This is a genomic window from Castellaniella sp., from assembly GCF_049650445.1.
Classification (GTDB): Bacteria; Pseudomonadota; Gammaproteobacteria; order Burkholderiales; family Burkholderiaceae_B; genus Castellaniella.
The window spans coordinates 20,277-45,637 of record NZ_JBASAD010000031.1; the positions used below are offsets into that span (position 1 = coordinate 20,277).

Sequence of the window (25,361 nt, forward strand, 5' to 3'; positions counted from 1 at the left end):
TTACATACCGTAGTTGGCCGGCAACTTGTCGAAGATGTTGGCCATAAACAGCGCCTTCATGTCATCCACGCTATCGGTGTTCTTGTCCTTCAGGAGTTCCACCCACTTGTTGTAAGTGCCGATGAAGTCATCCAGGGTTTCTTTTGGATTCTGGATCTTGTACTTGTTTGCGGCCAGGTCATAGACGTCATTGAGCGATTTCTTGCGGAATTCCTCGACGGACGCCTGGATGTCGGCGGGTGCTTCAGACACCGTATTGCCCTTCCCCTTGGCGAACTCAATGGCTGCCTTGTCTTCCTTTTTGTAATTGACCACGATGTTGGCCATGGAATACGCGGAGGCTTCCTTGAACCATTGCTTCTCCTGATCGGTCAAGCCGGTCCAGAACTTCTTGCTGAACCCCCATTCAGGGCCGGACCAGTAGACGCCTGTCGGAACCAGCACGGTATAGGGTGCGACTTCCCACAGCGAACGGGCTTGAAGATCCAGCGGAGAATTGCTGGCGCAATCCAATGAGCCGCGATCCAGCCCGGAATACATTTCGCCCGACGAGATGTTGACGGCGATCCCCTCGACCTGCTTCACCCAGTCAGCGATGGTGGACCCGGCCGTACGAATACGCTTGCCCTTGAGGTCGGCCAGAGAATTGATGGGCTGGCGGCAGAACAGCACGTAGGGCGAGGTGGCGTAGGCACCCAGATAGATCATGCCGGACTTTTTCCACTCGGCCAGTTGAACAGGATTGTTCATGCTGAACTCGGACACAGCCGCGATCACCGCCATCTGGTTATCGAAGTTGAAACCCAGTTCCTGCATGGCGTTGGCCACGGGAAGCTCCGACGGCGTATAGATCGCCGGGTGGTGCGCCACCTGGACAACGTTGTCACGCAGCCCCTGCATGCTGGCGTTGGCCGCGAGCAGGACCGTACCGGTGTAGACCTTGGGGTTCAGCTCGCCACCGGAAATATCCTTGAGGTAATCAGCCCAGGTCAGGTAACCATAGTGCGTAAAAGGGTGCTTCTGGTCGTACAGGACGTTCGCCTTGAAGTTCTTGGCCGCGAACGCGGATACCGAGAAGCTCACACAGGCCAGGCCAATCAACAGTTTTTTGAATTTCATTACGGACTTCCCCCGTGGTTGAACAAGCAAGATCGGGGACATTGTTCATGGAGCACCCACCTTTATGCAACCTAGGTAAAACCCCAAGCAGAAAAAGGGTTAACACCTAGTCACGTCCGAAGCGCAATACAGGGAACCCTGGTAGAAGCTTCAACGAGTGGATCCAGGCGCGGATCCGAGCTGCCCAGCACTGAGAGAAATACGATTTCATGCGCTTCTCCCAGGGTCCAGAAGGTCCCGGACCTGCTCGGGGTCTGCGGGTGCAACCTCGATTTTCCCGACGCGCCAACCAGGGCCAAACCAGTCTTCAGAACCCGTCACCATCGAGACCGACACCCTCCCTCCCCATTGAACGATAATACGGTTTCCCCGTTCCACCCCCGATCAGCGCCTCGCCCATGCCCACCCCCGACCTCTCCGGCCACACCCCGATGATGCAGCAGTACCTCCAGTTGAAAGCCCAAGCCGGGTCGCACCTGCTGTTCTACCGCATGGGCGACTTCTACGAGATGTTCTACGACGACGCCGAACGCGGGGCGCGGCTGCTGAACCTGACGTTGACCAAGCGCGGCACGTCCAACGGCGCGCCGATCCCGATGGCGGGGGTGCCGCATCACGCCATGGAAGGCTACCTGGCGCGGCTGGTGGCACTGGGCGAATCCATCGCCATCTGCGAGCAGATCGGCGATCCGGCCGCCAGCAAGGGGCCGGTGGAACGCAAGATCGTGCGCGTGGTGACGCCCGGCACACTGACCGACGATGCGCTGTTGCCGGCCAACGACGATCGCCGGATCGCAGCCTGGGTCGGCGGTCGCGGCCACGGGCGCGAAACCGTGGGCCTGGCCTGGATGAACCTGGCAAACGGCGACTTCAAAGCCTGCGAATCGACGCAGGAACTGCTGGACGCGGAACTGAGCCGCATCGCGCCCGCCGAACTGGTCTGCGCGGAACAGGCGGACATGCAGGCGCTGGATGCCTCCGAACTGGACGCGGCGATCAGCCGGGTGCCGGACTGGCACTTCGAGGCCGACGGCGCGCGCGACACACTGCTGCGTCATTTTGGCGTGAACGACGTCGGTGCCTTCGGGTTGGATCACCTGCCATTGGCGATGCAGGCTGCGGGCGCGCTGTTGCGCTATGTCGGGACGACGCAGGCCCAGGCACTCAGCCACGTGCACAGCCTGGCGGTGGACGCAGGCGGCGACTACGTGGTGCTGGACCCGGCCACGCGGCGCAATCTGGAAATCACGGACACACTGAACGGCGGCGATGGGCCGACCTTGTTCAGTACGCTGGACCATGCCCGCACGCCGATGGGCAGCCGCCAATTGCGCCGCTGGCTGCAGGCGCCGCTGCGCGACAACCCGCAGGCGCGCGACCGCCAGGACGTGATCACGCAACTACTGCAGGCGCCGGACGCCGACGGCGCACTGCGCGCCCTGCGCGACGCGCTGCGGCCACTGCCCGATCTGGAGCGGATGGCAACCCGCCTGGCGCTGGGCACGATCCGGCCGCGCGAACTGGCCAGTCTGCGCGACGCGCTGGGCGGGCTGGACGCGCTGGCACAGGCTACCGCATCGGCCTTCGATGCCCGGGGGCTGCTGGCCGACTGCCTGGGGAACGTGCCCGTGGACCCGGCGCTGCACACCTTGCTGGACCGGGGCATCGCCGCCGAACCGGCCCTGATGGTGCGCGACGGCGGGGTGATCGCTCCGGGCTACGACACGGAACTGGACGAACTGCGCCAATTGGCGGGCGACAACGGTGCCTTCCTGCTGGAGGTCGAGTCCCGCGAACGGGAACGCACCGGCATTGCCAATCTGCGCGTGGAATACAACCGCGTCCACGGCTTTTTCATCGAGGTCTCGCGCGGCCAGGCGGACAAGGTGCCGGACGATTACCGCCGCCGCCAGACGCTGAAAAACGTGGAACGCTACATCACGCCCGAGCTGAAGGCCTGGGAGGACAAGGTCCTGTCGGCCCGGGACCGCAGCCTGGCGCGCGAGAAGCTGCTGTACGAACAGCTCCTGACGCAGGCGGCGGAACACGCGGCGGCTCTGGCGCGCAGCGCCGCCGCCCTGGCGCGGATCGACGCACTGGCCGGGCTGGCCCATCACGCACGCGCCCACGGCTGGGTGGCGCCGGAACTGTCCGACGACGTCTGCCTGGACATCGAGGACGGCCGCCATCCGGTGGTGGAACACAGCATCGAATCCTTCACCCCGAACGACTGCCGCATGAGCGAAGAACGCCGCATGCTGCTGATCACGGGGCCGAACATGGGCGGTAAATCCACCTATATGCGCCAGGTGGCGCTGATCGCGCTGCTGGCACGCACCGGCAGCTACGTGCCGGCCACGCGGGCGAAAATCGGCCCGGTGGACCGCATCTTCACGCGCATCGGCGCGGCCGACGACCTGGCGGGCGGGCGCTCGACCTTCATGATGGAGATGATGGAGGCGGGCGTGATCCTGGGGGCGGCCACGCCGCGCAGCCTGGTGCTGATGGACGAGATCGGCCGCGGCACGTCCACGTATGACGGCCTGGCGCTGGCCTGGGCCATCGCCCACCGGTTGCTGACGCACAACCGCGCCATGGCGCTGTTTGCCACGCACTATTTCGAGATGACCCGCCTGCCGGAAAGAACCCACGGCGTGGTCAACGTCCACCTGGCGGCGGCCGATACGCCCGATGGCGTGGTCTTCCTGCACGAGGTCCGTCCCGGCCCGGCCAGCCAGAGCTACGGTCTGCACGTGGCCCAGCGAGCCGGCATCCCGCCCGTGGTGATCCGCCATGCCCGCAAGGAACTGGCCGAACTGGAGAGCCGCAACCGGGCGGAATCTCAGTTGGGACTGTTCGTGCAGCAGACCGAAGACGAATCGGGCGGCGATCAGGACGCGCCGCTGCGCGCCGCCCTGCAGGCGCTGGAACCGGACAGCCTCAGCCCGCGCGAGGCGCTGGAACTGATCTACCAACTGCGCCGCGATTTTCTCTGAACCGCACAACGGCCCGGCGTGAACACCGGACTGCCTCGCCCCAGGCGCCCCGGCCCGCCGCCCTGCACTATCACAGGACACCAGCCATGCACTCTGCCATCCCCGACATCGACCAGCCCACCCCCCTGCTGGGCGGTCTGACGCCCCAGGAATTCATGCGCGATTACTGGCAGAAAAAACCGCTGCTGGTGCGCCAGGCGATCCCTGGCTTTCAGCCGCCGGTCACGATCCGCGACGTGCACACGCTGGCCCGCCGCGACGAGGTCGAATCCCGTCTGATCACCCACGGGGACAAGGGCTGGTCGCTGAAGCACGGGCCGTTTCGCAAACTGCCGCCCGCCACGCAGCCGAACTGGACGCTGCTGGTACAAAGCGTGGACCTGCACGACGACGCCTCGGCCGCGCTGATGCGGCAGTTCCGCTTCATTTCCGACGCCCGGCTGGACGACCTGATGATCAGCGTCGCCACCGACGGCGGCGGCGTCGGCCCCCACTTCGACAGCTATGACGTGTTTCTGCTGCAAGGCCACGGCCGGCGCCGCTGGCGCACCAGCCAGCAGGCGGACCGCAGCCTGGTGCCCGGGCTGCCGCTGAAAATCCTGGCCGACTTCCAGCCGGACGCAGACGACATTCTGGAACCGGGCGACATGCTGTACCTGCCCCCGCATGCCTGCCACGACGGCGTCGCCATCGGCAACGATTGCATGACGCTGTCCATCGGTTTCCGCGTCCCCAGCCAGGCCACGCTGGCCCGGGGCCTGCTGGAAGCGGCGGCCGACCAGGTCTCGGCCCAGCACCTGGACGATCCGGGGCTGTACGGGCATCCCTGCCTTCCCGGCCCGGACCTGGCCGCGCTGTACACCGACGCCGGCACGCCCGCCACCCGGACCCCGGCCGCTCTGCCCGATGCGCTGGTAGGGGCAACGCTGGAGACCCTGTCCAAGATCCGCCTGGATCGTACCGTGGCGGCACGGTTCCTGGGCCAGTGGCTGACGTCTCTGCCCGACAGCGCGCTGTTCGACCCGGCGGACGAACCCCCGACCTTGCGCGCAGGAATCCCGGCGTCGGGCCGCCTGACGCTGGACCGCTGCACACGGCTGATGTACTGCGACCAGCAGGTGTTCATCAACGGCGAAGTCGCCCCCCTGGCGGCCGAACCCGGTCTGCAGACGCTAGCCGACCGGCGTGCGCTGGAGGCCGACGACGTCCGCCGTCTGTCCCCCGAAACCCTGGCTTTGCTGGACGAATGGCTGCAGGAAGGCTGGCTGCACTGGGAAGCCTGAATCCAGCCCGCCCATCCCACCGCTTGCAAGCGCTTCGCATACGTCAGGCAATTTGCTTATATCCGCATAAAAACATAAGCATCGGTTCGTTCACGGCATGAAGGAAGCGTCCCAGAATGGACGCTTCCTTCGTTTTGACAAGACCGTGCCATGCTCGCGCCGAACTACCTGCCCGAAGCCCATCATTCCCTGATCGCCGAACTGGCGGGTTCACTGGAATCCCCCAGCCTGCACTGGCTCTCGGGCTATTTCGCCGGTGTCGCCCAGGCACGCCAACCCGTGCGGGAAGTCGCTCCCCCGCTGGCGGTCGCCGCCGCGCCGGCCGCCGACGCCGCCCAGCGGCTGACCATCGTCTACGGCAGCCAGACAGGCAACGCCAGGCGGATCGCCGCCGCGCTGCACGAACAGGTGCAGGGCCTGGGTCTGGAGGCGCGCCTGGTGCGGGCCGACCAGTACAAGACCAAGGAATTGAAGGACGAGCAACTGCTCTACGTGGTCATGAGCACCCAGGGCGACGGTGATCCGCCGGACGATTCCATCGCCTGGGTCGAGTTCCTGCTGGGCAAGCGCGCACCGAAACTGCCCCGGCTGCAATACGCCGTGCTGGGTCTGGGGGACTCCAGCTATCCCTCGTTCTGCGGCATCTCGCAGAAGATCGACGCCCGCCTGGCCGAGCTGGGCGCGCAGCGTCTGCAGGACGCCGGTGCGGCCGATCTGGACATCGAGACGGTCGCCGCCCCCTGGCAGGCCCGGGCACTGGAACAGGCACGCGACGCGCTGAAGTCCACCGCACCCGCCGCCCCCCAGGCCACCGTGACGCCGCTGCATCCCCAGACCGAGAAATTCACCCGCGACCGCCCGTTCCAGGCCGAAGTGCTGCTGAACCAGCCCATCACGGGCCGCGACAGCGACAAGGACATCCGCCATCTGGAACTGTCCCTGGCGGGCAGCAAACTGCACTACGTACCCGGCGACGCCCTGGGCGTCTGGCCGGTGCAGGACGACACCCTGGTCGCCCGTGTGCTGGAGGCCGGCGGCCTGAATGCCGCCGATCCGGTCGAGCACCAGGGCGCCCAACGCCCCCTGGGCGAATGGCTGGGCCGCTACCGCGAACTGACGGTGCTGACCCGCCCCTTCCTGGCAGCGCTGGCGGAACGCGCTGGCAGTGACGAATTGACGGCGCTGCTGAAACCCGACGCCCGCGAACCACTGGCCGCCTATCTGGGCACGCATCAACTGATCGATGCGCTGCGCCAGTGGCCGGTGCGCTGGACCGGCCCGGAACTGGTGGCAGCCCTGCGCCCGCTGACCCCACGCCTGTATTCCATCGCCTCCTGCGCGGCGGTGGCTGAAGACGAGGTCCACCTGACGCTGGGACATGTCGCCTTTGAACGGGAAGGCGAACCCCGCTGGGGCGTGGCCTCGCACTTCCTGTCCGAGCGCGCCGAAGGCGAAACGGTCCCGGTCTTCATCGAGGAAAACACGCGCTTTCGCCTGCCCGCCGACGCATCCCGCGACATCATCATGATCGGCGCAGGCACCGGGGTGGCGCCGTTTCGCGCCTTCGTCCAGGCCCGCGCCGACGCGAACGCCCCGGGACGCAACTGGCTGTTCTTCGGCAATCCGCATTTCACCAGCGATTTTCTATACCAGACCGAATGGCAGCAGGCCCTGAAGGACGGCCACCTGGACCGCATCGACCTGGCGTTCTCCCGCGATCAGGCGGACAAGATCTACGTCCAGCACAAGCTGCTGACGCAGGGCGCGGACGTCTATGACTGGATTCAGGCGGGCGCCCATCTCTACGTCTGCGGTGACGCCGACCACATGGCCCGCGACGTCCAGGCCGCCCTGCTGGACATCGCCCGCGATCACGGCGGCCTGAACGAGGAAGGCGCCCGCCAATGGCTGGACGACCTGGCAGCACAAGGCCGCTACGCCCGCGACGTTTACTAATTTCACATTCCGATACCCGACATGAGCGTTTCCCCCCTGTCCCCCCTGGAAGACATCAAGACCGCAAGCCGGTTCCTGCGCGGCACCATCGCCAAAGAGCTGGAAAATCCGGTGACCGGCGCCATCCCCGAAGCCGACACCAAGCTGCTGAAATTCCACGGCAGCTACATGCAGGACGACCGCGACATCCGCGACGAGCGGCGCAAACAGAAGCTGGAGCCGGCCTACGCCTTCATGGTGCGCGCGCGCCTGCCGGGCGGCGTGATCAGCCCCGACCAATGGCTGGCGCTGGACGAACTGGCGCAGAAATACGCCACGCGCGGCCTGCGCATCACCACGCGCCAGACCTTCCAATGGCACGGCATCCTGAAGCGCAACCTGCGCGCCTTCATGCAGGGCATCCACGACGCCCGCGCCACCACGATCGCCGCCTGCGGCGACGTGAACCGCCAGGTGATCAGCTCAGTCAATCCGCACCTGTCCAGCCAGCATGCGCTGACGCAACAGTGGGTGCAGCGCCTGTCCGATCACTTCCTGCCACGCACCAGCGCCTACGCCGAAATCTGGCTGGGCGGCGAGCAGGTCGGCGAGGCGGTCGACGAGGAACCCATCTACGGCAACGACTCGGCCTACCTGCCGCGCAAGTTCAAGATCGGCGTCGCCCTGCCGCCAACCAATGACTGCGATGTCTTCGCCAACGACCTGGGGCTGGTCGCCATCATCGAGAATGGCGTGCTGCAAGGCTTCAACGTGGCCGTGGGCGGCGGCATGGGCGCCACGGCGGGCGACCCCAGCACCTACCCGCGTCTGGGCACGCTGATCGGCTTCAGCCGGCCGGAACACGTGGTCGCCGTGGCCGAGGCCGTGGTCACCCTGCAGCGCGACCATGGCGACCGCAAGGAACGCCAGCACGCCCGCCTGAAATACACGATCGACCGCCTGGGCGTGGACTGGTTCCGCGAACAGGTCGGCCTGCGCAGCGGCACGCCGCTGGAGCCTCTGCGCCCCTACCGCTTCGAGCACAACGGCGACCGCTACGGCTGGTCGCGCGGCGAGGACGGCCGCTGGCACCTGGGGCTGTACATCGCCTCGGGCCGCCTGTGGGACCAGGAAGGTCCGCGCCTGCAGACCGGCATGCGCGAGATCGCCAGGATCCTGAAGGGCGAATTCCGCCTGACCTGCAATCAGAACCTGGTGATCGCCAACGTGGACGAGGCCGACCGCACCGCCATCGACGCCCTGGTCGAAGCATACGGACTGGACGGCTACAAGGAACAGAGCGGCATCCGCCGCCACCACATCGCCTGTGTCGCGCTGCCCACCTGCGGCCTGGCCATGGCCGAGAGCGAGCGCTACGCCCCCGTCCTGCTGCCCAAACTGGAAGCTCTGCTGGAAACGCACGGCCTGCGTGACGCGCCTATCCTGCTGCGCCTGTCAGGCTGCCCGAACGGCTGCTCGCGCCCCTACCTGGGCGAGATCGCCCTGGTGGGCCGCGCCCTGGGGCGCTATGACCTGCGCCTGGGCGCCGACTGCATCGGCGAACGCCTGAACGTCGTCTACCGCGAGAACATCACCGAAGCGGACATCCTGTCCAGCCTGGACGCCTTGTTCGGCCAATATGCCCGTGAACGCGTCGCGGACGAAGGCTTTGGGGACTTCCTGGTGCGCGCCGGCGTGATCCAGGCCGACGCACGCGACCCGCACATCGCCGATCCTGGCCGCAAGGCGAGCGCGGCATGAACCACTTTCCGCTGTTCGCCGACCTGAAGGACCGCACCGCCGTCGTCGTCGGGGCCGGCCTGGTGGCCGAACGCAAGATCGCGCTGCTGCGTGCGGCCGGCGCCCGGGTCATCGTCAGCGCCCGCGCAGCCCATCCCCAGGTGCTCGCACGTGCCCTGGCGGGCGAAATCGAGCTGCGCCTGGGAGAGTTCGATCCCGCCCTGCTGGACGAGGCCTGGCTGGCGGTCGCAGCCACCAGCGACCGCGCGCAGAACCAACAGGTCGCGGATGCCGCCACGGCCCGCCGCCTGTTCTGCAACGTCGTGGACGATCCGGCGTTGTCCAGCGTCCAGGTGCCGGCCATCGTCGACCGCGCACCGCTGACCATCGCCATTTCCTCGGGCGGTGCCGCGCCCGTGATCGCCCGACGCCTGCGCGAGCGCATCGAATCGCTGTTCGACCCGGCCCTGGGCATCCTGGCCGCGCTGGCGCAGCGCAAGCGGCCCGACATTCGCCAGGCACGGCCCCAATTGCGCTCGCGCCGGGATTTCTACGACTGGCTGCTGAACGGCCCCGTCCTGGGTGCGCTGCGGCGTGGCCGCGCCGACGAGGCCGAAACCCTGCTGGACAAGGCTCTGGCGACCGCCAACCCGCCCCCGGCAGGCAAGGTGCTGCTGGTCGGCGCAGGCCCTGGCGATCCGGGCCTGCTGACCCTGCGCGGCCTGCGCGCCCTGAACGAAGCCGACGTCATCCTGGCCGACCGTCTGGTCAGCCCCGCCGTCCTGGCGCTGGCGCGGCGCGATGCGCAGGTGATCGACGTGGGCAAGGCCCCTGGCGGCCCGCACGAATCCACCCAGTCCCGCATCCACGCCCTGATGGTGTCGAACGCCCGCCAAGGGCGCTGCGTGGTGCGCCTGAAAGGCGGCGATCCCATGGTCTTCGGACGCGGCGGCGAAGAGCTTCAGCACCTGAAGCGGCACGGCATCGCCTATGAAGTCGTGCCCGGCATCACCGCCGCCCTGGCCTGCGGCGCCTACGCCGGCATTCCGCTGACACACCGGGACCACGCCCAGTCCCTGACCCTGTCCACTGCGCATCCGAAGGCAGGCGCGCCGGTGAACACGCCGTCGCCACCACCATCACTCTCGGCCGAACCGCATGATCCCGCCGATGGCGATGGCCAGACCCGGGTGTACTACATGGGGGTCGAACGCCTGCCGGCGCTGCGCGACCGGCTGCTGGCCGAAGGCCACACCGCCGACCTGCCCTGCGCTCTGGTGGAAAACGGGTCGCGGCCCGAACAGCGCGCCCTGCACGCCACCCTGGGTTCGGTCGTGGAACAGGCGCGCCACCACGCCATCCGCTCCCCCGCCCTGATCATCGTCGGCGCAGTCGCCGCGCTGGGCCTGGATCTGGCGTGGTTCGGCGAAACGCTGCGGACGACAACGGCTGGCGAATCAAGCGACGAATCAGCCGGTGGTGCCACTCTGCGACGACAGCAAGCGGCGGCCTGAGCGCTTCGCGACGTCCCCGGCCTCAAGTTCGGTCAGAGCCTGCTTGATTGCGCCGTAGGCGGGACGCCCCTGCGTCGTGATCTTGTCCCGCACGGCATCGAAGTGACCACGTCGGGCCAGATCGAGGATGTCGCTGCGGATCGCGCGGTAGGCCTGCACGGCGGCGACAAAATGTTCCTGGGCCGCCAGATTCCGCGCGCGGCGCTGGTAGCGCGCCCAGGTCTCGTCCATGATCTGGTCCACCTCGCCGATCCGTTCGACCACCGGCTGGATTTCAGCATAGTCGTCGGCGTTCTTGATGAGGATGTTGCACGCCCGCATTTCCTCGGCACAGGTCGACAGCACCTCGAGTTCCGGGCGCCCCGGCAGCAGTTGCGCGGTGCCGCGCTTGAGCAGGCCGATCTGTCCCTGGACCAGACGCAGATCGACGTTGCTTTTGCCCACCCATTCGACGGACTGCCGGGCCGAGGCGGACAGGGATGCGATGTCCTGACCGATCTGCTGACTCAGGCCGCTTTGCGTGCGCGCCGCTTCAGTCATCTGATCGGAGGCTTCCAGCGTGCGGCTGGAATGCTGGCTGATGTCGTTCAGGGCCTGTCCGGCCTCGCGGGCATGCTCGACCCCGGCCTGGATATCGGTCAGCACGGTTTCGAGAAAACCGCCGGCTTCGGCCGTACTGGCCGAGATCGCCGAGATCATCGAGCGGATCTGCACGGTGGCCTCGTCGGTGCGGGCCGCGAGCTTGCGGACTTCTTCGGCCACGACACCAAAGCCGCGCCCCTGCTCACCCGCCCGGGCTGCCTCGACGGCCGCGTTCAACGACAGCAGATTGGTCTGCATGGCGACGTGCTGGATCAAGCCCAGGATGCCCTCGATCTCCTGGGTCCGGCGCACGACCTCGCGGAACCGGTCGCTGAGACTGTCCGCCGACCGGGCCAGCGCCCCAAGCCGGGCCGTGGTCTCGTCCAGCAGTTCGTCCCCCCGATGTGCCAACGCGTGCATATTGTCGACCCCATCGCGCGTGACCTCGGCCGATTGCACCACGGTCTCGACGCTGTGCGCCAGGGTGTCCATGCTGCCCCTCAGTCTGGCCAGGATACCCGTCTGCTCGCGCGACAGAGTGATCACATTCGTGAACGAGGACATCATGCTGGCGTTGCTGATGGTGATGTCGAGCGCCTGCCGATCCAGGCTCTGGATGTCCTGAGCCACCCGCCCGCTCATCCAGCGTATCCGCATGCTCATGGTTGTCTCCTGTGATTTTACTAACATATTAGCTTGATGCACAGGTAACAACAAGAGGGAACAACAGCAAAAAGCCTCGCCGATCATGCCGGCGAGGCTTTCCGTTCACAAGCACGAGCGGGATCAGGACCCCGCGCGAACCAGGCTTACTGGGCTTCCTTCAGGTTCTTCGACAGGACCGACAGGATGCGCTTTGCCGTGGCGTCGGTCAGGGGCTGACCGGCCTCGTTGAGCACACTGACCTGCGTGCCGCCGCCCTGCTGGGCCAGGTGGATACGCAGCTTCTGGGGTTCAGCAGCGTTACGGGTGCCGAACATGCGGCCGAACACCGTCTGCTGTTCGATTTTTTCGCCCGAGTCGGTATCCAGGTAGCGGATGTAGTAATCACCCTGCGCGCGGTTGCGGTCCTCGACCGTGAAGCGGGCCGAGTCGATGGCCACGCCCACGCGACGCCAGGCCCGGTCGAAGGGTTCGGCCACGGTCAGAGAGGTCTGGTCCTGGGCAAGTGTGGCGACCGAAGTCTCAGTCGCGCCGGCCTCGGCGGCCTTGACCTGCCGGGCGGCCTGCTGCTGGTCGGTACCCAGGTAGACCATCAGACGGGCCAGCATGGCGGCGTTCAGACCCGGGTCCTCTTTACCGAAGACCCACTTGAAGGCCGTGCCATCGCCCGTGGGGGTTTCTTCCATGTGCTGATGGCTGATGTAGACCTCGGTCTTGCCATTCACGCGCTCCAGTCGCGTGGTGAAGCGGTCGCGCTCGCCACTGTCGAAGACCTGATCCAGCACGCTGCCCAGGGCGCTGCGCAGCCAGCCCTCGGGGATCTTGGCGCGATTTTCGGCCCAGTCGGTCTCGATCAGACCGGCCTGCGCGTTCTGGGAATGGATGGTGAAGCCCTGTTCGCCCCAGAATTCGATGATCTTCGGGTACAGGTTTTCAGCCGCCTCGCTGACCACCAGCCAGCGCAGCGTGCCATCGCGCATGACCTCGATGCCGGAGGCCTTGGGCAGCACCCGGTCGGCCGGGTTCGCGCTCTGCGCGCCCTGGCTGGCCTTGTAGTCGCTGAGACGGGCGACGCCTTCGGGGGCGACGTAGTGCGTGTTCTTGTTGGCCTGGGTCAGATCAGGCGGGATCGACAAGGGGTCCCCCGCAACGGTGCTCTTGTATTCGACGGAGTCAGTCTGACCGGTCATTTCATTAAGAGCCGAGCAGGCGGACAGGGTCAGCAGACCCGCCAGCACCAGGCTGGTCCGGGCGAGCGGCATGCGTTTCATCTTCACAGGGAACCGGCCTCAATCAGGGCTTGGCGCACAACGGTGCGGAACGAATCGGACAAAGGCGTCAGCGGCAGGCGATAGCCCAACTGGGTCAGACCCATTTCGGCCACGGCCCACTTGACGGGGATGGGGTTGGCTTCCAGGAACAGCACCTGGTTCAACGTCGCCAACTGACTGTTCAGGCGGCGGGTTTCGAGCACGTCGCCCCGCAGCGCAGCGGCGCACAGTTCGTGCATCAGGCGCGGCGCGACGTTGGCGGTGACGGAGATGTTGCCCCGGCCACCCAGCAGGATCAGCGCGGCAGCAGTGGGATCGTCACCGCTGATGACGTGAAAGCCTTCCGGTGCGGCTGCGATCAGTTGGGCGCCCCGAGCGATGTTGCCGGTCGCGTCCTTGACACCGATGATGCCCGGCACCTGGGCCAGACGCAGGATGGTCTCGTTGGACAGGTCCGCCACCGTGCGGCCCGGCACGTTGTACAGAATGCTGGGCAGGTCGCCGGATTCGGCGATGGCACGGAAGTGCTGATAAAGACCTTCCTGGGTCGGCTTGTTGTAGTAGGGCACGACCGTCAGGCCGGCAGCCGCGCCGGCGGCGTAGGCATGGCGCTGCAGTTCGATGGCTTCGGTCGTGGAATTGCCGCCGGTGCCCGCAATCACGGGAATGCGCCCGTTGGCATGGCGCACGGCCAGTTCGATCAGCTCGGCCTGTTCCTGGACGGTGACCGTAGGAGATTCACCGGACGTGCCGACCACCACCAGCGCGTCGGTGCCCTGTTCGACGTGCCAGTCGATCAGTTTTCGGAAGGCTTCCAGGTCCAACTGCCCGTCGGGATGCATGGGCGTGACCAGGGCAACCATGCTGCCCTGAAAGACTGGGGTCGATGAATCCGAGCCGGCCATGATGAGGAATGTCTCCACAAAACGCCCGGGAAAGTCCCCGAGCGAAACAAAAGGTTGAGTTTACCGGATTCGGACCGCCGATCTACAAAAATCCACCGACGACCCACTGCCCCAGTTTCAGGAGCGGCAGCATCAGGGGCCAGAGCCAGCCGAGCATCATCAGCACGATCAGGATCATCAGCCCATAAGGTTCGATCCGGCCATAGCGCCAGGCCAGACGCGGGGGCAGCAGGCTGAAGACGATCCGGCCCCCGTCCAGCGGCGGCAGCGGCAGCAGATTCAGCGCCATCAGGATCAGATTGACCTGGACGCCGGCGTTGGCCATCAGCAGCCAGAAATCCTGCGGTCCGCTGATCAGGTCCAAGGACAGCATGGCCCGCAGGAACAGCACCCAGCCGATGGCCATGAACAGGTTGGAGGCCGGCCCCGCCAGAGCGACCCACAGCATGTCGCGCTTGGGCCGGCGCAGACGGCTCCAGTTGACCGGCACGGGCTTGGCCCAGCCGAACAGCAGTCCACCGCCCATGAGCTTGGTGGCGAACAGCAAGACCAGCGGCACCACGATGGTGCCCATAAGGTCGATATGGCGCAGCGGGTTCAGGCTGATGCGGCCGGCCTGCTGAGCGGTAGGATCGCCGAAATAGCGCGCCACGTAGCCGTGCGCGGCCTCGTGCAGGGTAATGGCAAACAGGACCGGCAAGGCATAGACCGCGATGGTCTGGATCAGATTGTCCACAGAAACTCGGGCAGATGAGAATGAGACAGGACATAGTACAGTCCATTGAGGACTGTACTATGCCTGACGAATCCGAGCCGCTTGCAAGCGGCTCGGAGAGGTCCCCGAGATCAGGACAGGCCCAGCGTCGCCGGGTCGCCGCGGCCCACCCGCATCACCTGGGGCGTTTCGGCCGTCAGATCGATGACCGTGGTGGGCTCGAAAGGGCAGGCACCGCCGTCCACGATGGCGGCCAGATCGTGCTGATAGCGACCGACGATGTCCTGGGCGTCGTTCAGGGGCAGGTCCTCGTCCTGGGGGATCAGGGTGGTCGAGAGCAGCGGTGAGCCGGCCGCCTCGATCAGGGCGAGCGCCACCCGGTGCTCGGGCACACGGATGCCGATGGTCTTGCGCGAAGGGTGCGAAACGCGCCGCGGGACCTCCTTGGTGGCTTCGAGGATGAAGGTCCAGGGGCCGGGCGTGGCCAGCTTCAGCAGCCGGTACTGGGGGTTGTCGACTTTGGCGAAGTGGCTGATTTCCGCCAGATCGCGGCACAACAGCGTCAGATGGTGGCGTTCATCCAGACCGCGCAGCCGGCGCAGGCGCTCGGCGGCGTCCTTGTCATCCAGGCGCGCCACGACGGCATAGCTGGAGTCCGTGGGGACAGCCACCAGCCCCCCCTGGGCCAGCAGGTCGCCGGCCTGCTGAAGCAGCCTGGATTGCGGGTTTTCGGGATGGACGACGAAAATCTGTGCCATGAGCAATCTTCCTTATGGGAAAGGTCCGGCCACCGTGAAACACGCCCGTCACCGGGCCGATTCCCAGGAGGCCCCGGGTGAACCGCTGAAATCAAATCCGCAGCCAATAACATGACCTAAAACGGGATGGCGATCAAGCATCGAAGTGTTGCCTGCAAAAGGATTTCAGACATGCTAGAATTTCTGTTCTTTGCAGTGGTGACCGTAGCTCAGTTGGTAGAGTCCCGGATTGTGATTCCGGTTGTCGTGGGTTCGAGCCCCATCGGTCACCCCAAGAATTCTTCTGTGCTGCAATCCCCCGGATTCCCGGGCGACGGGGACGACCCCGTCCGATCGCATCCACGCGGTGACGACACCGCTGCAGCGAACCACCCGCCATGCACATCCACGATCGCCCCTTGTCAGAACGCGTCTTTCACGCGCTGGCGTTCGAAATCCTTGCCATCGGCATTTCCGCCCCCCTGGCCGCCTGGATCACCGGGCACGGTCTGTTCGACATGGGCATCCTCACCGCCGTCATCGCCACGATCGCAGTGGCCTGGAACATGCTCTACAACTGGCTGTTCGACCGCCTGCAGGCGCGCGTCGGCTTCGACCGCACCTACGGCATCCGGGTGGCGCACGCCTTTGGCTTCGAAGGCGGCCTGATCGTCATCGCCATCCCCTTCGTCGCCTGGTGGCTGAACATCTCGATCTGGAACGCGCTGCTGCTGGACATCGGTTTCGTGCTGTTCTACCTGCCCTACGGCTTTCTTTTCAACCTGGGGTATGACAAGATTCGGCAGAATCTGATCGCAGCGAACTGACGGCCCGGCGCACGGCTGGGCGCTCCTTGACCGCGCAGGCCGCCTCATCCCGGAACGCAGCATGAACGCCCCTCCCGACACGCCCCCGGCGCCCCACGCCCCCGACTGGTCCCTTGCCCCTGACGGCTGGAACTGGTCCGCGCAGGATGCCGACGGGCGCTGGTATTGGTATCGGACCGAACCCATCCCCGGCATTGGCGGTGGTGTCTGGCGCTCCAATTCCCGCAATCAACAATACGCCGCCGACGGCCGGCCCAATCCGGACTGGTTCGATTCCCTGCGCCGCCGGCCCGAAGCCGCGCCAACGCCCGGCCAGCCGTCGCGTCCGTCCCCGGACACACCGGCATGAGCGTCCTGAGCGACTTCCTGCACGACTACTGGCCGCATCTGACGGCCCTGCTGTCGCTGGCCGTCAGTCTGGTGGTGGCGGCCCAGGCAGCCATGCAAAAGAACGACGTGCGCGCGGCCATCGCCTGGGTCGGCGTCATCCTGATGTCGCCGTTCGTGGGTGCCTTCCTGTATCTGGTCGCGGGCATCAACCGCATCCGCCACGACCAGATGTCCACCCAGCGCAGCCGTCTGATCAAGGACTACGTCAACAGCGCACACCCGACCTTTGGCGACGTCAGCCCGGTCTCTGCCCCGCAGTTCGCCTCGCTGCGCATCCTGTGCGATCAGGTCGGCCGGTTTCCCCTGCAGGGCGGCAACCACGTCAGCCTGCTGGATGGCGGTGACGAAGCCTATCCAGCCATGCTGCAGGCCATCGCCGAAGCCCACCACTGCATCGCGCTGCAAAGCTATATCTTCGACCACGACCGGATCGGCTTGCGCTTTGCCGAGGCCCTGCGGCTCGCCCAGGCACGCGGCGTCGAGATCCGGGTGCTGATCGACGCCGTCGGCGCGCGCTATTCCCGCCCGCCCATCCTGCGCCTGCTGCAGCGCAACGGTGTCCGTGCCGACCGCTTCATGACCAATCCGCTGGGCTTGCGCTCGGCCTACGCCAATCTGCGCAGTCACCGCAAGATCCTGTTCGTCGACGGCCGCCTGGGCTTCATGGGCGGCATGAACATTCGCGAGAGCTTCATGACGTCTCTGACGGGCCGGCGGACGGACCGCGACACGCATTTCCGCATCGAGGGCCCGCTGGCCACTCAGTTGTTCGCCGTCTTCGCCAACGACTGGGAATTCGCCACCAGCGAGCGGCTGCGCATCGAAGACTGGGTCCGGATCTCTGCCCTGCCCCCCACACCCCGGATACCGGCGCGCTGCATCCGCACCAGCCCCGACCGCTTCATGGCGGCCACACACCGCGTGCTGCTGGGCGCCCTGGCCGTGGCGCAAAAACACGTTCGCATCCAGTCCCCCTACTTCCTGCCCGACCAGGTCCTGATCGGCGCGCTGAACACGGCGGCGCGGCGCGGCATCCAGGTGGACATCGTGATCCCGGGACGCAACAATCTGCGCCTGGTGAACTACGCCATGACCGCCCAGCTTGCCCAGGTGATCGAAGGCGGCTGCCGCGTCTGGCGCCACCGTGGGAATTTCGATCACTCCAAGATGCTCACCATCGACGATGCCTGGTCCTACGTGGGCTCCTCCAACCTGGACCCTCGCAGCCTGCGGCTGAATTTCGAACTGGACATGGAAATCTACGACCGCGCCCTGGCCGGACAGATCGGACGACGCATCGACGCGAATATCGCGCAATCCGAACGCGTGACGCTGGAAGACCTGAATGCCATACCCTACCTGAAGCGCCTGCGCAACCGGGTCATCTGGCTGGCCAGCCCGTATCTCTGATACGCTGAAAGACTGCCCCGGCGCCACGATCCGGCGGCCCACGCGGGCGTATGATGAGCGCCTGTCCCCCCTTCTTGCGCAGGAGCCCATTCTCATGAACCCGTCCCGGCCCGCTTCCCCCGACGCGCCTTGGCATGAACAGACCCAGGTGCTGCACGGCGATGCCGTCTGCGGCCTCGGGGCCGACGTGGTTTCGCCGATCCATTACAGTGCCACCTTTCGTGCCGAAACCGCCGAGGAATTCTCGGACATGGCCACGACCGTGCGGCCGGCGACCTTCTACACGCGCCACGGCAACCCGACGAACAAGCGCGTCGAAGCCATTCTGGCCGGCCTGGAAGGCACCGAAAGCGCGCTGCTGACGGGTTCGGGCATGGGCGCCATCAGCACCACCATTCTGGCGCTGCTCAAGGCGGGCGACCACGCCGTCATCCAGGAACGCCACTACGTCAGCACCACCAAGCTGTTCTGCGAGGTGCTCGCCGGCTACGGCGTGCAGGTCAGCACCTTTGACCAGACGGATCTGGACAGCCTGCGCGCCGCGCTGCGCCCGAACACGAAGCTGATCATGGTGGAAACGCCGGCCAACCCCAGCCTGTCCATCACGGACCTGGCGGCGGTGGCCGGGATCGCCCGGGCGCGCGGCATCCTGACCGTGGCCGACAACACGTTCGCTTCGCCGCTGAACCAGCGTCCGCACGACCTGGGCATCGACATCGTGGTGCACAGCGCCACCAAGTACCTGGGCGGCCACCACGACCTGATGGCAGGCGCCATCTGCTGCAGCAACGCACTCGCCGAGACCATCTGGAAGATGCACGTCACCCTGGGCGCCGTCCTGTCGCCCATGGATGCCTGGCTGCTGCTGCGCGGCCTGCGCACGCTGTCGCTGCGCATGGAACGCATCAACGCCAACGCCCTGGCGCTGGCGCAATGGCTGGAAACCCGCCCCGAAGTCGAACAGGTCTTCTATCCCGGCCTGGAAAGCCATCCGCAGCACGTCCTGGCGGCGCGCCAGATGCGCGGCTTCGGCGCCGTGGTGGCCTATTCGATCAAGGGCGGCTATGCCGCCACCCAGCGCTTCGTCTGCGGACTGAAACTGGCGACTCAGGCGGTCAGCCTGGGCGGTGTCGAAACCCTGGCGGTGCACACCGCGTCCATGTGGGCCAGCGCCATGACCGAGGACGACATGAAGGCTGCGGGCATCGAACCCAACTTCGTGCGCATGTCGGTGGGCGTGGAGCACGTCGACGACCTGAAGGCCGACCTGGCCCAGGCGCTCGAACAGGCGATGCGAGGGTAAGCACCCCGATACCGGGCCCCGCGCACATGCGGGGCCCGGCGCGATCGGTCCGGATCAGCTCAGCCCGGCCTTGTCCAGTCCGTAGGCAGCGTCCGCAGAGCCCGGCACCGAGCGGAAAGCCACCCCCAGGCGGTTCCAGCCATTGATGCCCACCACCAGGAAGCTCAGGTCGGCCAGTTCCTTTTCGGACAACTGTTCACGCACGCGCTGGAACAGTTCGTCAGATACGTCCCCGGACGACAGCCGCGTCAGGGCTTCCGTCCATTCCAGGATGGCTTTTTCCTTGTCCGTGAACAAGGGCGATTCGCGCCACACCGCCACATGATGCAGGCGCAGTTCGCGCTCGCCGGCGATCTTGGCTTCCTTGACGTGCATGTCCACGCAGAAGGCGCAGCCGTTGATCTGCGAGGCCCGCAGGGTGACCAGGTGGCCGATTTCGGCCAGAAAGGGGTTGGCGTGCAGCAGCTGGCTGAACTCGCTGTATTTGCGGGCGGCTTCGGGGGAAGCCTGGAAATAGTTCAGGCGTTGGGTCATGGTCGATCAGTTCCAGAAAGAGGTGTAGTAGCGCCCCCACGCTGCGCAGCCCGAGGCTGCTGGCTGCCCCCAAAAAGGGGGGCGTTTAGCCTTGGGGCGGCCCGGCGGCAAAACCCATTGTGCACCGATTCGGTCCTGATTGACCATAAGCCCCACATCCGCTTGACACAAAGAAACACCCCGGCGGCCGGATCACGGTCGTCGGGGTGCGAGAGCCCCCGGACTGCGGCAGGTGCTTCTGCCCAGGGTAAGAGCGTGGGCGGCGGCCGGTCAGGCCGCCGTCCCTGCAACAACTCAGTGCGCGCTGGCGGCGGCCGCGCCGATCCCGGTTTCGCTGCGCACGGTCTGGGCCTCGAAGCCGGCCCGGTCGATGCGGGCGCGGTCGCTGCGGTCCGTGACCGAGAACAGCCAGATCGATACGAAACCGATCGTCATGGAGAACAGCGCCGGAGACGCGTAGGGGAACCAGGCAGAGCCCGCCGGATTGCCCAGCGTGGCTTCCCAGACGGAGGGCGACACCACCGTCAGGCCCACGGCGCTGATCAGGCCGGCAAAGCCGCCGATCATCGCGCCGCGCGTGGTGCAGCCTTTCCACAGCACGGACATGAACAGCACCGGGAAGTTCGCCGAGGCCGCCACCGCAAAAGCCAGCGACACCATGAAGGCGATGTTCTGCTTTTCAAAGGCGATGCCCAGCGCCACGGCAACGATTCCGAGGATCACCGTGGTGATCTTGGCGACCTTCATTTCCTGTTCGCGGGTGGCGTTGCCATTCTTGACCAGGGTCGCATAAATGTCGTGCGACACGGCGGACGTCCCCGACAGGGTCAGCCCGGCCACCACCGCCAGAATCGTGGCGAAGGCCACGGCCGACATGAAACCCAGGAACACATTGCCGCCCACGGCGTCGGCCAGGTGCACCGCCGCCATGTTGCCGCCGCCGATCAGGCCGCCGGCCGCGTCCAGGAACTGCGGATTGGTGGACACCAGCACGATGGCGCCAAAGCCGATGATGAAGGTCAGGATGTAGAAATAACCGATCCAGGACGTGGCCCAGAACACGGACTTGCGAGCCTCGCGCGCATCGGGCACGGTGAAGAAGCGCATCAGGATGTGCGGCAGGCCGGCGGTGCCGAACATCAGCGCCATGCCGAAGGAAATCGCGCTGATCGGGTCCTTGATGAAGTTGCCCGGCCCCATGATCGACTGTCCCAGCGAACCGGCCTGGGCGGCGTCCTTGCCGGCATCCATCGCGGCCAGGGTCTTGACCTCGACCGCAGCAGCGAACAGGCGCTCGGGCGAGAAGCCGTAATGCGCCAGCACCATCAGCGCCATGAAGGTCGCGCCGCCCAGCAGCAGCGCCGCCTTGATGATCTGCACCCAGGTGGTGGCCGTCATGCCGCCGAACAGCACGTAGACCATCATCAGCACGCCGACCACGACCACGGCGATCCAGTATTCCAGGCCGAACAGCAGCTTGATGAGCTGACCGGCGCCGACCATCTGGGCGATCAGGTAGAACGCCACCACCACCAGGGTGCCCGATGCCGCGAAGGCGCGGATCGGCCCCTGCTTGAAGCGATAGGCCGCCACGTCGGCGAAGGTGAACTTGCCCAGATTGCGCAGCCGCTCGGCCATCAGGAAGGTCAGGATGGGCCAGCCCACCAGAAAGCCGATGGAATAGATCAGGCCATCGTAGCCGTTGATCATCACGGCGGCGGAAATGCCCAGAAACGAAGCGGCGGACATGTAGTCCCCGGCGATCGCCAGACCATTCTGAAAGCCGGTGATGCCCCCGCCGGCAGTGTAGAAGTCGGCGGCCGAGCGGGTCCGGCCCGCCGCCCATTTCGTGATCCACAGCGTCAGCAGCACGAACAGGCCAAACATCGTGATGGCGGTCCAGTTGGTCGCCTGCTGTTGCAATTCGCCCAGATCACCGCCTGCGGCCTGCGCAGTCGTCGCCAGGGTCGCCAGGGCCAGCGCGCCCAGTGCGCGCGTCGTCATCGTCGTACGGTTCATTGCCCGGCCTCCTGAACGATTTCGCGGGTCAGGCGGTCGTATTCATTGTTGGCGCGGCGCACATACAGGCCGGTGATGAGCACGCTGAACACGATGACGCCGAAGCCGACCGGGATGCCCCAGGTCATGACGCCTTCGCCCAGCCTCAACGCAAACAGTTCCTTGTCGAATGCGATTACGCCGATGAAGCTGTAGTACACCACCAGCATGATCACGGCCAGCGTCCAGCCGTAGCGCAGCCGTGTCCGCCGCAGATGCTGGTACTTCGGATTCGACACGATGGCCTGTGTCTGTTTGTCTCCCATGTCGGTCTCCTCGTGGGATGGTTTGTATGATGCAGTGCAAGATAAAAACCCGACCTGACGAGGGCCTTACAGGCGGCCCGATCTATTGCAAGATCAGGGAAAACACCGACACCCGGAATGCACGTTAGAATCCAGGTTTCGCGGACGCGCCACCCAGCCGCCCTTAGCTCAGTTGGATAGAGCAACGGCCTTCTAAGCCGTAGGTCACTGGTTCGAATCCAGTAGGGCGGGCCAAAAATCAGCGTTTCAAGTGATTGAAAATACACAGGTTTTATTTTTTGTGCACTTTTCATCACCACAAACACAGGCCTTGATGGCCCATTGATAGCGCAAGTGATAGCGCAAATCCAGGCAAGGCACCGGCGCACCGGTTGTTCTCTGCCGATCAGGTAGCAGGTTTGTCAGATCGGTATTTACATTGATTCAATGATCGTTGTATTATTGAATAATGAACGAAGCTCAAATCATCTCTGCCCTCAGCGCGCTGGCCCACACTCAGCGCCTGCGCACGTACCGCGCTCTGGTCGTCGCAGGCCCCGAAGGCTTGACCCCCAGTGTCCTGGCCGAACAGCTTGATGTGGCCCGCAACACGCTGTCCTTCCACTTGAAGGAACTGGCCCATGCGGGCCTGGTCACCACCGAGCAACAGGGCCGCAACCTGATCTATCGCGCCGACTTTGCCCAGATGAACGGCCTGCTGGGCTACATGACGGAGCACTGCTGCCAAGGCGGCACATGCGAAGTCACCGAATCTTCTCCCCCTGTCGTACATCCTGCTGAAAGGAGCCTGCCATGAAGCGCTTTCACGTCCACCTGCACGTTGATGACTTGACGCGCAACATCCACTTTTACTCCCGGCTTTTTGCCGCGCAACCCGCGCGCGTCGAGGGCGACTACGCGAAATGGATGCTTGAAGACCCTCCGGTGAACTTCGCTATTTCCACGCGCGGAAACCAGCCGGGCGTCGACCACCTGGGATTCCAGACCGACGATGCTGAAGAACTAGCCACCCTGAAAGCCCGCGCGCAAGCGGCTGACATGGCATTGCTCGATGAAGGCACCACAACCTGTTGCTACGCGCGTAGTGAGAAACACTGGGTCACCGATCCGCAAGGGATTGCCTGGGAACACTTCCACACGCTGGGCAACATCCCGGTGTTCCACGAAGCAGCCCCAGCCGCCACACCGGCGGACACTCCGGTTTGCTGCGCTCCAAGCTCCCGTTCCTGCTGCAATTGAGAAGGCACTCCATGGCTACAGACGCCACGTACAACGTGTTGTTCATCTGCACGGGTAATTCCGCCCGATCCATCTTGGCTGAGGGCATCCTGAACGAATTGGGTGAAGGCCGCTTCCACGCATATTCTGCGGGCAGCCAACCCAAAGGCGAGGTACATCCGCTCGCACTCGCCACCTTGGGCCGGCTGCACATGAAGACGACCGGTTATCGCAGCAAGAGTTGGGATGAATTCGTGGCGCCTGGAGCGCCGGTGTTCGACTTTATTTTTACGGTCTGCGATAACGCCGCCGGCGAGAGCTGCCCGTTCTGGCCAGGGAAGCCAGTCTCGGCACACTGGGGCGTGCCCGATCCGGCGGCGGCAGAAGGCAGCGAAGAAGAACGACTCAACGCATTCCAGGATGCTGCGCTGGCCTTGCGCCGGCGCATCGAGCTCTTTCTGTCGCTGCCACTGCAACGGCTGGATGCCATGTCACTACAGCGCGAACTGCGCACCATCGGTCAGCAGTAGGAAGGACGACTCATGCATTTTCTGACTCAAGCGCCGCGTTTCCTTTTCTGCACTGCAGGGAGGCGTCGGCAAGACCTCCATCGCCTGCTTGCCTTGGCTAAATGGAGGATGTCATGAGCCGCGCTGCTGCCTCGCCCATGGGCATTTTCGAGCGCTACCTGACGCTTTGGGTTGCGTTGTGCATCCTGGCCGGGCTGACTCTGGGCAATCTGATGCCGCAGTTGTTCAGCACCCTGGCGACCATCGAATATGCCTCGGTCAACCTTATCGTCGCGGTGCTGATCTGGGCCATGGTGTACCCGATGATGATTGCCATCGATTTGGGCTCTCTTAAGGCCGTTGGCAGGCGGCCCAAGGGGCTGATCATCACGCTGACGATCAACTGGCTGATCAAGCCCTTCACCATGGCGGCGCTGGCGGTGCTGTTCTTTGAGCACCTGTTTGCCGGCCTGATCCCGGCCCTGGATGCGCAGCAATACATCGCCGGCCTGATTCTGCTGGGCGCCGCGCCTTGCACGGCCATGGTGTTCGTGTGGTCCCAAATGACCCGGGGCGATCCGAATTACACGCTGGTACAGGTCTCGGTGAATGACTTGGTGATGGTGGTGGCATTCGCCCCCATCGTCGCCTTGCTGCTGGGCGTGACCGAAATCGCCATCCCCTGGGAGACTCTGGTGCTGTCGGTGGCGCTTTATATCGTGCTGCCGCTGATCGCCGGCTGGTGGACACGCAAGCGCCTGATCGCTCGGCGCGGCGAGGCGGCCGTTGCGGACTTCATCGCCCGCACCAAGCCAGCCTCCATGCTCGGCCTGCTGCTCACCGTGGTGCTGCTGTTCGGCTTCCAGGGGCCGGTGATTCTGGCCCAACCCACGCTGATTGTGCTGATTGCCTTGCCTATCCTTATTCAGTCCTATGCCATCTTCGCCCTGGGTTATGCCTGGGCCTGGGCCTGGCGTTTGCCGCACCCGATTGCCGCCCCCTGCGCCATGATAGGCACCTCCAATTTCTTCGAGCTGGCGGTGGCTGTGGCGATTGGCCTGTTCGGCCTGAACTCGGGCGCGGCACTGGCGACTGTGGTCGGCGTGTTGGTCGAAGTGCCGGTGATGCTGTCCCTGGTGGCTTTTGCCAACCGCACACGCACGCATTTTTCAGCGTCGTGATGAAAGTCTGTAAACGAACCTCTGACACTTCAAACTTGAGGAGTCCATCCATGAGCAAGCCAAATACCTGATGCGCCCCTGCGGCGCAGCCCGGCACATCACGGCCTCCCCAAACCGTTCCGGCAACCCGGACACACCAGGAAACGTGCGCCCTGGCCGCAAATGCTAAAGTTCCGGGCACGTCCCTGCCTTTGGTTCCAACATC

Annotated in this window: 22 protein-coding genes and 2 tRNA genes; 15 read left to right on the forward strand and 9 right to left on the reverse strand. The window is 65.3% G+C overall.

The window, feature by feature from the left end; genetic code table 11:
• Positions 1–1,119, reverse strand: a complete 1,119-nt coding sequence (locus tag WA983_RS10150) for a C4-dicarboxylate TRAP transporter substrate-binding protein (protein ID WP_424248629.1) — start codon at positions 1,117–1,119, stop codon at positions 1–3.
• Between the two features lie 398 nt (positions 1,120–1,517).
• Here WA983_RS10150 and mutS point away from each other — a divergent pair, with 398 nt between their 5' ends.
• From mutS to cysG, 5 genes are all read left to right on the forward strand, one after another.
• A complete protein-coding gene (gene mutS / locus WA983_RS10155) occupies positions 1,518–4,115 on the forward strand; it encodes a DNA mismatch repair protein MutS (RefSeq protein WP_424311993.1) in 2,598 nt (865 codons plus the stop codon).
• A gap of 86 nt (positions 4,116–4,201) precedes the next feature.
• Complete coding sequence (locus WA983_RS10160) at positions 4,202–5,398, forward strand: cupin domain-containing protein (protein ID WP_424311994.1); 1,197 nt, start codon at positions 4,202–4,204, stop codon at positions 5,396–5,398.
• A 150-nt stretch (positions 5,399–5,548) separates the two neighbouring features.
• Positions 5,549–7,354 carry an assimilatory sulfite reductase (NADPH) flavoprotein subunit gene (locus WA983_RS10165; RefSeq protein ID WP_424311995.1) on the forward strand — a complete coding sequence of 602 codons (1,806 nt, stop codon included), beginning with the start codon at positions 5,549–5,551 and terminating at the stop codon, positions 7,352–7,354.
• A 21-nt stretch (positions 7,355–7,375) separates the two neighbouring features.
• Positions 7,376–9,094: an assimilatory sulfite reductase (NADPH) hemoprotein subunit gene (cysI, locus tag WA983_RS10170; protein ID WP_424247633.1), complete on the forward strand. Its 1,719-nt coding sequence runs from the start codon at positions 7,376–7,378 to the stop codon at positions 9,092–9,094.
• On the forward strand, positions 9,091–10,587 hold the full coding sequence (cysG, locus tag WA983_RS10175; protein ID WP_424247636.1) for a siroheme synthase CysG: 1,497 nt from the start codon (positions 9,091–9,093) through the stop codon (positions 10,585–10,587). Before cysI ends, cysG begins: the two co-directional genes overlap by 4 nt.
• Here the strand turns inward: cysG and WA983_RS10180 are convergent.
• The 5 genes from WA983_RS10180 to WA983_RS10200 form a co-directional block, all read right to left on the reverse strand.
• Entirely contained in the window at positions 10,543–11,832 is a 1,290-nt protein-coding gene (locus WA983_RS10180; protein ID WP_424247637.1) for a methyl-accepting chemotaxis protein, read from the reverse strand. The two genes, cysG and WA983_RS10180, sit on opposite strands and share 45 nt — an antisense overlap.
• A 146-nt stretch (positions 11,833–11,978) precedes the next feature.
• Entirely contained in the window at positions 11,979–13,094 is a 1,116-nt protein-coding gene (bamC, locus tag WA983_RS10185) for an outer membrane protein assembly factor BamC (protein WP_424247639.1), read from the reverse strand.
• A gap of 11 nt (positions 13,095–13,105) precedes the next feature.
• On the reverse strand, positions 13,106–14,008 hold the full coding sequence (gene dapA, locus WA983_RS10190) for a 4-hydroxy-tetrahydrodipicolinate synthase (RefSeq protein WP_424247641.1): 903 nt from the start codon (positions 14,006–14,008) through the stop codon (positions 13,106–13,108).
• Positions 14,009–14,090: 82 nt separating this feature from the next.
• Positions 14,091–14,744 (reverse strand): site-2 protease family protein, encoded by a 654-nt coding sequence (locus WA983_RS10195; RefSeq protein ID WP_424247643.1) that lies wholly within the window; start codon positions 14,742–14,744, stop codon positions 14,091–14,093.
• Between the two features lie 110 nt (positions 14,745–14,854).
• The gene (locus WA983_RS10200) at positions 14,855–15,481 is read right to left on the reverse strand and encodes an L-threonylcarbamoyladenylate synthase (protein WP_424247645.1); all 627 of its coding nucleotides are present in this window, start codon (positions 15,479–15,481) and stop codon (positions 14,855–14,857) included.
• A gap of 198 nt (positions 15,482–15,679) precedes the next feature.
• Between WA983_RS10200 and WA983_RS10205 the strand changes: the two genes are divergently transcribed.
• The 5 genes from WA983_RS10205 (at position 15,680) to WA983_RS10225 (ending at position 19,390) form a co-directional block, all read left to right on the forward strand.
• Positions 15,680–15,755: transfer RNA gene (locus WA983_RS10205), tRNA-His, on the forward strand.
• Positions 15,756–15,858: 103 nt separating this feature from the next.
• A complete protein-coding gene (locus tag WA983_RS10210; RefSeq protein ID WP_424247647.1) occupies positions 15,859–16,287 on the forward strand; it encodes a multidrug/biocide efflux PACE transporter in 429 nt (142 codons plus the stop codon).
• Positions 16,288–16,348: 61 nt separating this feature from the next.
• Positions 16,349–16,636 (forward strand): hypothetical protein, encoded by a 288-nt coding sequence (locus WA983_RS10215; protein WP_424247649.1) that lies wholly within the window; start codon positions 16,349–16,351, stop codon positions 16,634–16,636.
• On the forward strand, positions 16,633–18,087 hold the full coding sequence (locus tag WA983_RS10220; RefSeq protein ID WP_424311996.1) for a phospholipase D-like domain-containing protein: 1,455 nt from the start codon (positions 16,633–16,635) through the stop codon (positions 18,085–18,087). The genes WA983_RS10215 and WA983_RS10220 overlap by 4 nt, the downstream gene beginning before the upstream one ends.
• A 94-nt stretch (positions 18,088–18,181) precedes the next feature.
• Positions 18,182–19,390, forward strand: a complete 1,209-nt coding sequence (locus tag WA983_RS10225; protein WP_424247653.1) for a trans-sulfuration enzyme family protein — start codon at positions 18,182–18,184, stop codon at positions 19,388–19,390.
• A 54-nt stretch (positions 19,391–19,444) separates the two neighbouring features.
• Here the strand turns inward: WA983_RS10225 and WA983_RS10230 are convergent, their stop codons facing one another.
• The 3 genes from WA983_RS10230 to WA983_RS10240 all read right to left on the reverse strand — a co-directional run bounded on the left by WA983_RS10230 (position 19,445) and on the right by WA983_RS10240 (position 22,248).
• Complete coding sequence (locus WA983_RS10230) at positions 19,445–19,924, reverse strand: carboxymuconolactone decarboxylase family protein (protein ID WP_424250329.1); 480 nt, start codon at positions 19,922–19,924, stop codon at positions 19,445–19,447.
• Between the two features lie 294 nt (positions 19,925–20,218).
• Entirely contained in the window at positions 20,219–21,943 is a 1,725-nt protein-coding gene (locus WA983_RS10235) for a cation acetate symporter (RefSeq protein ID WP_424311997.1), read from the reverse strand.
• Positions 21,940–22,248, reverse strand: a complete 309-nt coding sequence (locus WA983_RS10240; protein WP_424250325.1) for a DUF485 domain-containing protein — start codon at positions 22,246–22,248, stop codon at positions 21,940–21,942. Before WA983_RS10240 ends, WA983_RS10235 begins: the two co-directional genes overlap by 4 nt.
• Before the next feature lie 157 nt (positions 22,249–22,405).
• Here WA983_RS10240 and WA983_RS10245 point away from each other — a divergent pair.
• The 5 genes from WA983_RS10245 to arsB all read left to right on the forward strand — a co-directional run bounded on the left by WA983_RS10245 (position 22,406) and on the right by arsB (position 25,156).
• Positions 22,406–22,482: transfer RNA gene (locus WA983_RS10245), tRNA-Arg, on the forward strand.
• A gap of 214 nt (positions 22,483–22,696) precedes the next feature.
• The gene (locus WA983_RS10250; RefSeq protein ID WP_424250323.1) at positions 22,697–23,044 is read left to right on the forward strand and encodes an ArsR/SmtB family transcription factor; all 348 of its coding nucleotides are present in this window, start codon (positions 22,697–22,699) and stop codon (positions 23,042–23,044) included.
• The gene (locus tag WA983_RS10255) at positions 23,041–23,487 is read left to right on the forward strand and encodes an ArsI/CadI family heavy metal resistance metalloenzyme (protein ID WP_424311998.1); all 447 of its coding nucleotides are present in this window, start codon (positions 23,041–23,043) and stop codon (positions 23,485–23,487) included. The genes WA983_RS10250 and WA983_RS10255 overlap by 4 nt, the downstream gene beginning before the upstream one ends.
• 11 nt (positions 23,488–23,498) lie before the next feature.
• On the forward strand, positions 23,499–23,996 hold the full coding sequence (locus WA983_RS10260) for an arsenate reductase ArsC (protein WP_424250319.1): 498 nt from the start codon (positions 23,499–23,501) through the stop codon (positions 23,994–23,996).
• 113 nt (positions 23,997–24,109) lie between these two features.
• Positions 24,110–25,156, forward strand: coding sequence for an ACR3 family arsenite efflux transporter (gene arsB, locus WA983_RS10265; protein WP_424311999.1), 1,047 nt, complete (start codon positions 24,110–24,112; stop codon positions 25,154–25,156).
• Positions 25,157–25,361: the final 205 nt, after the last annotated feature.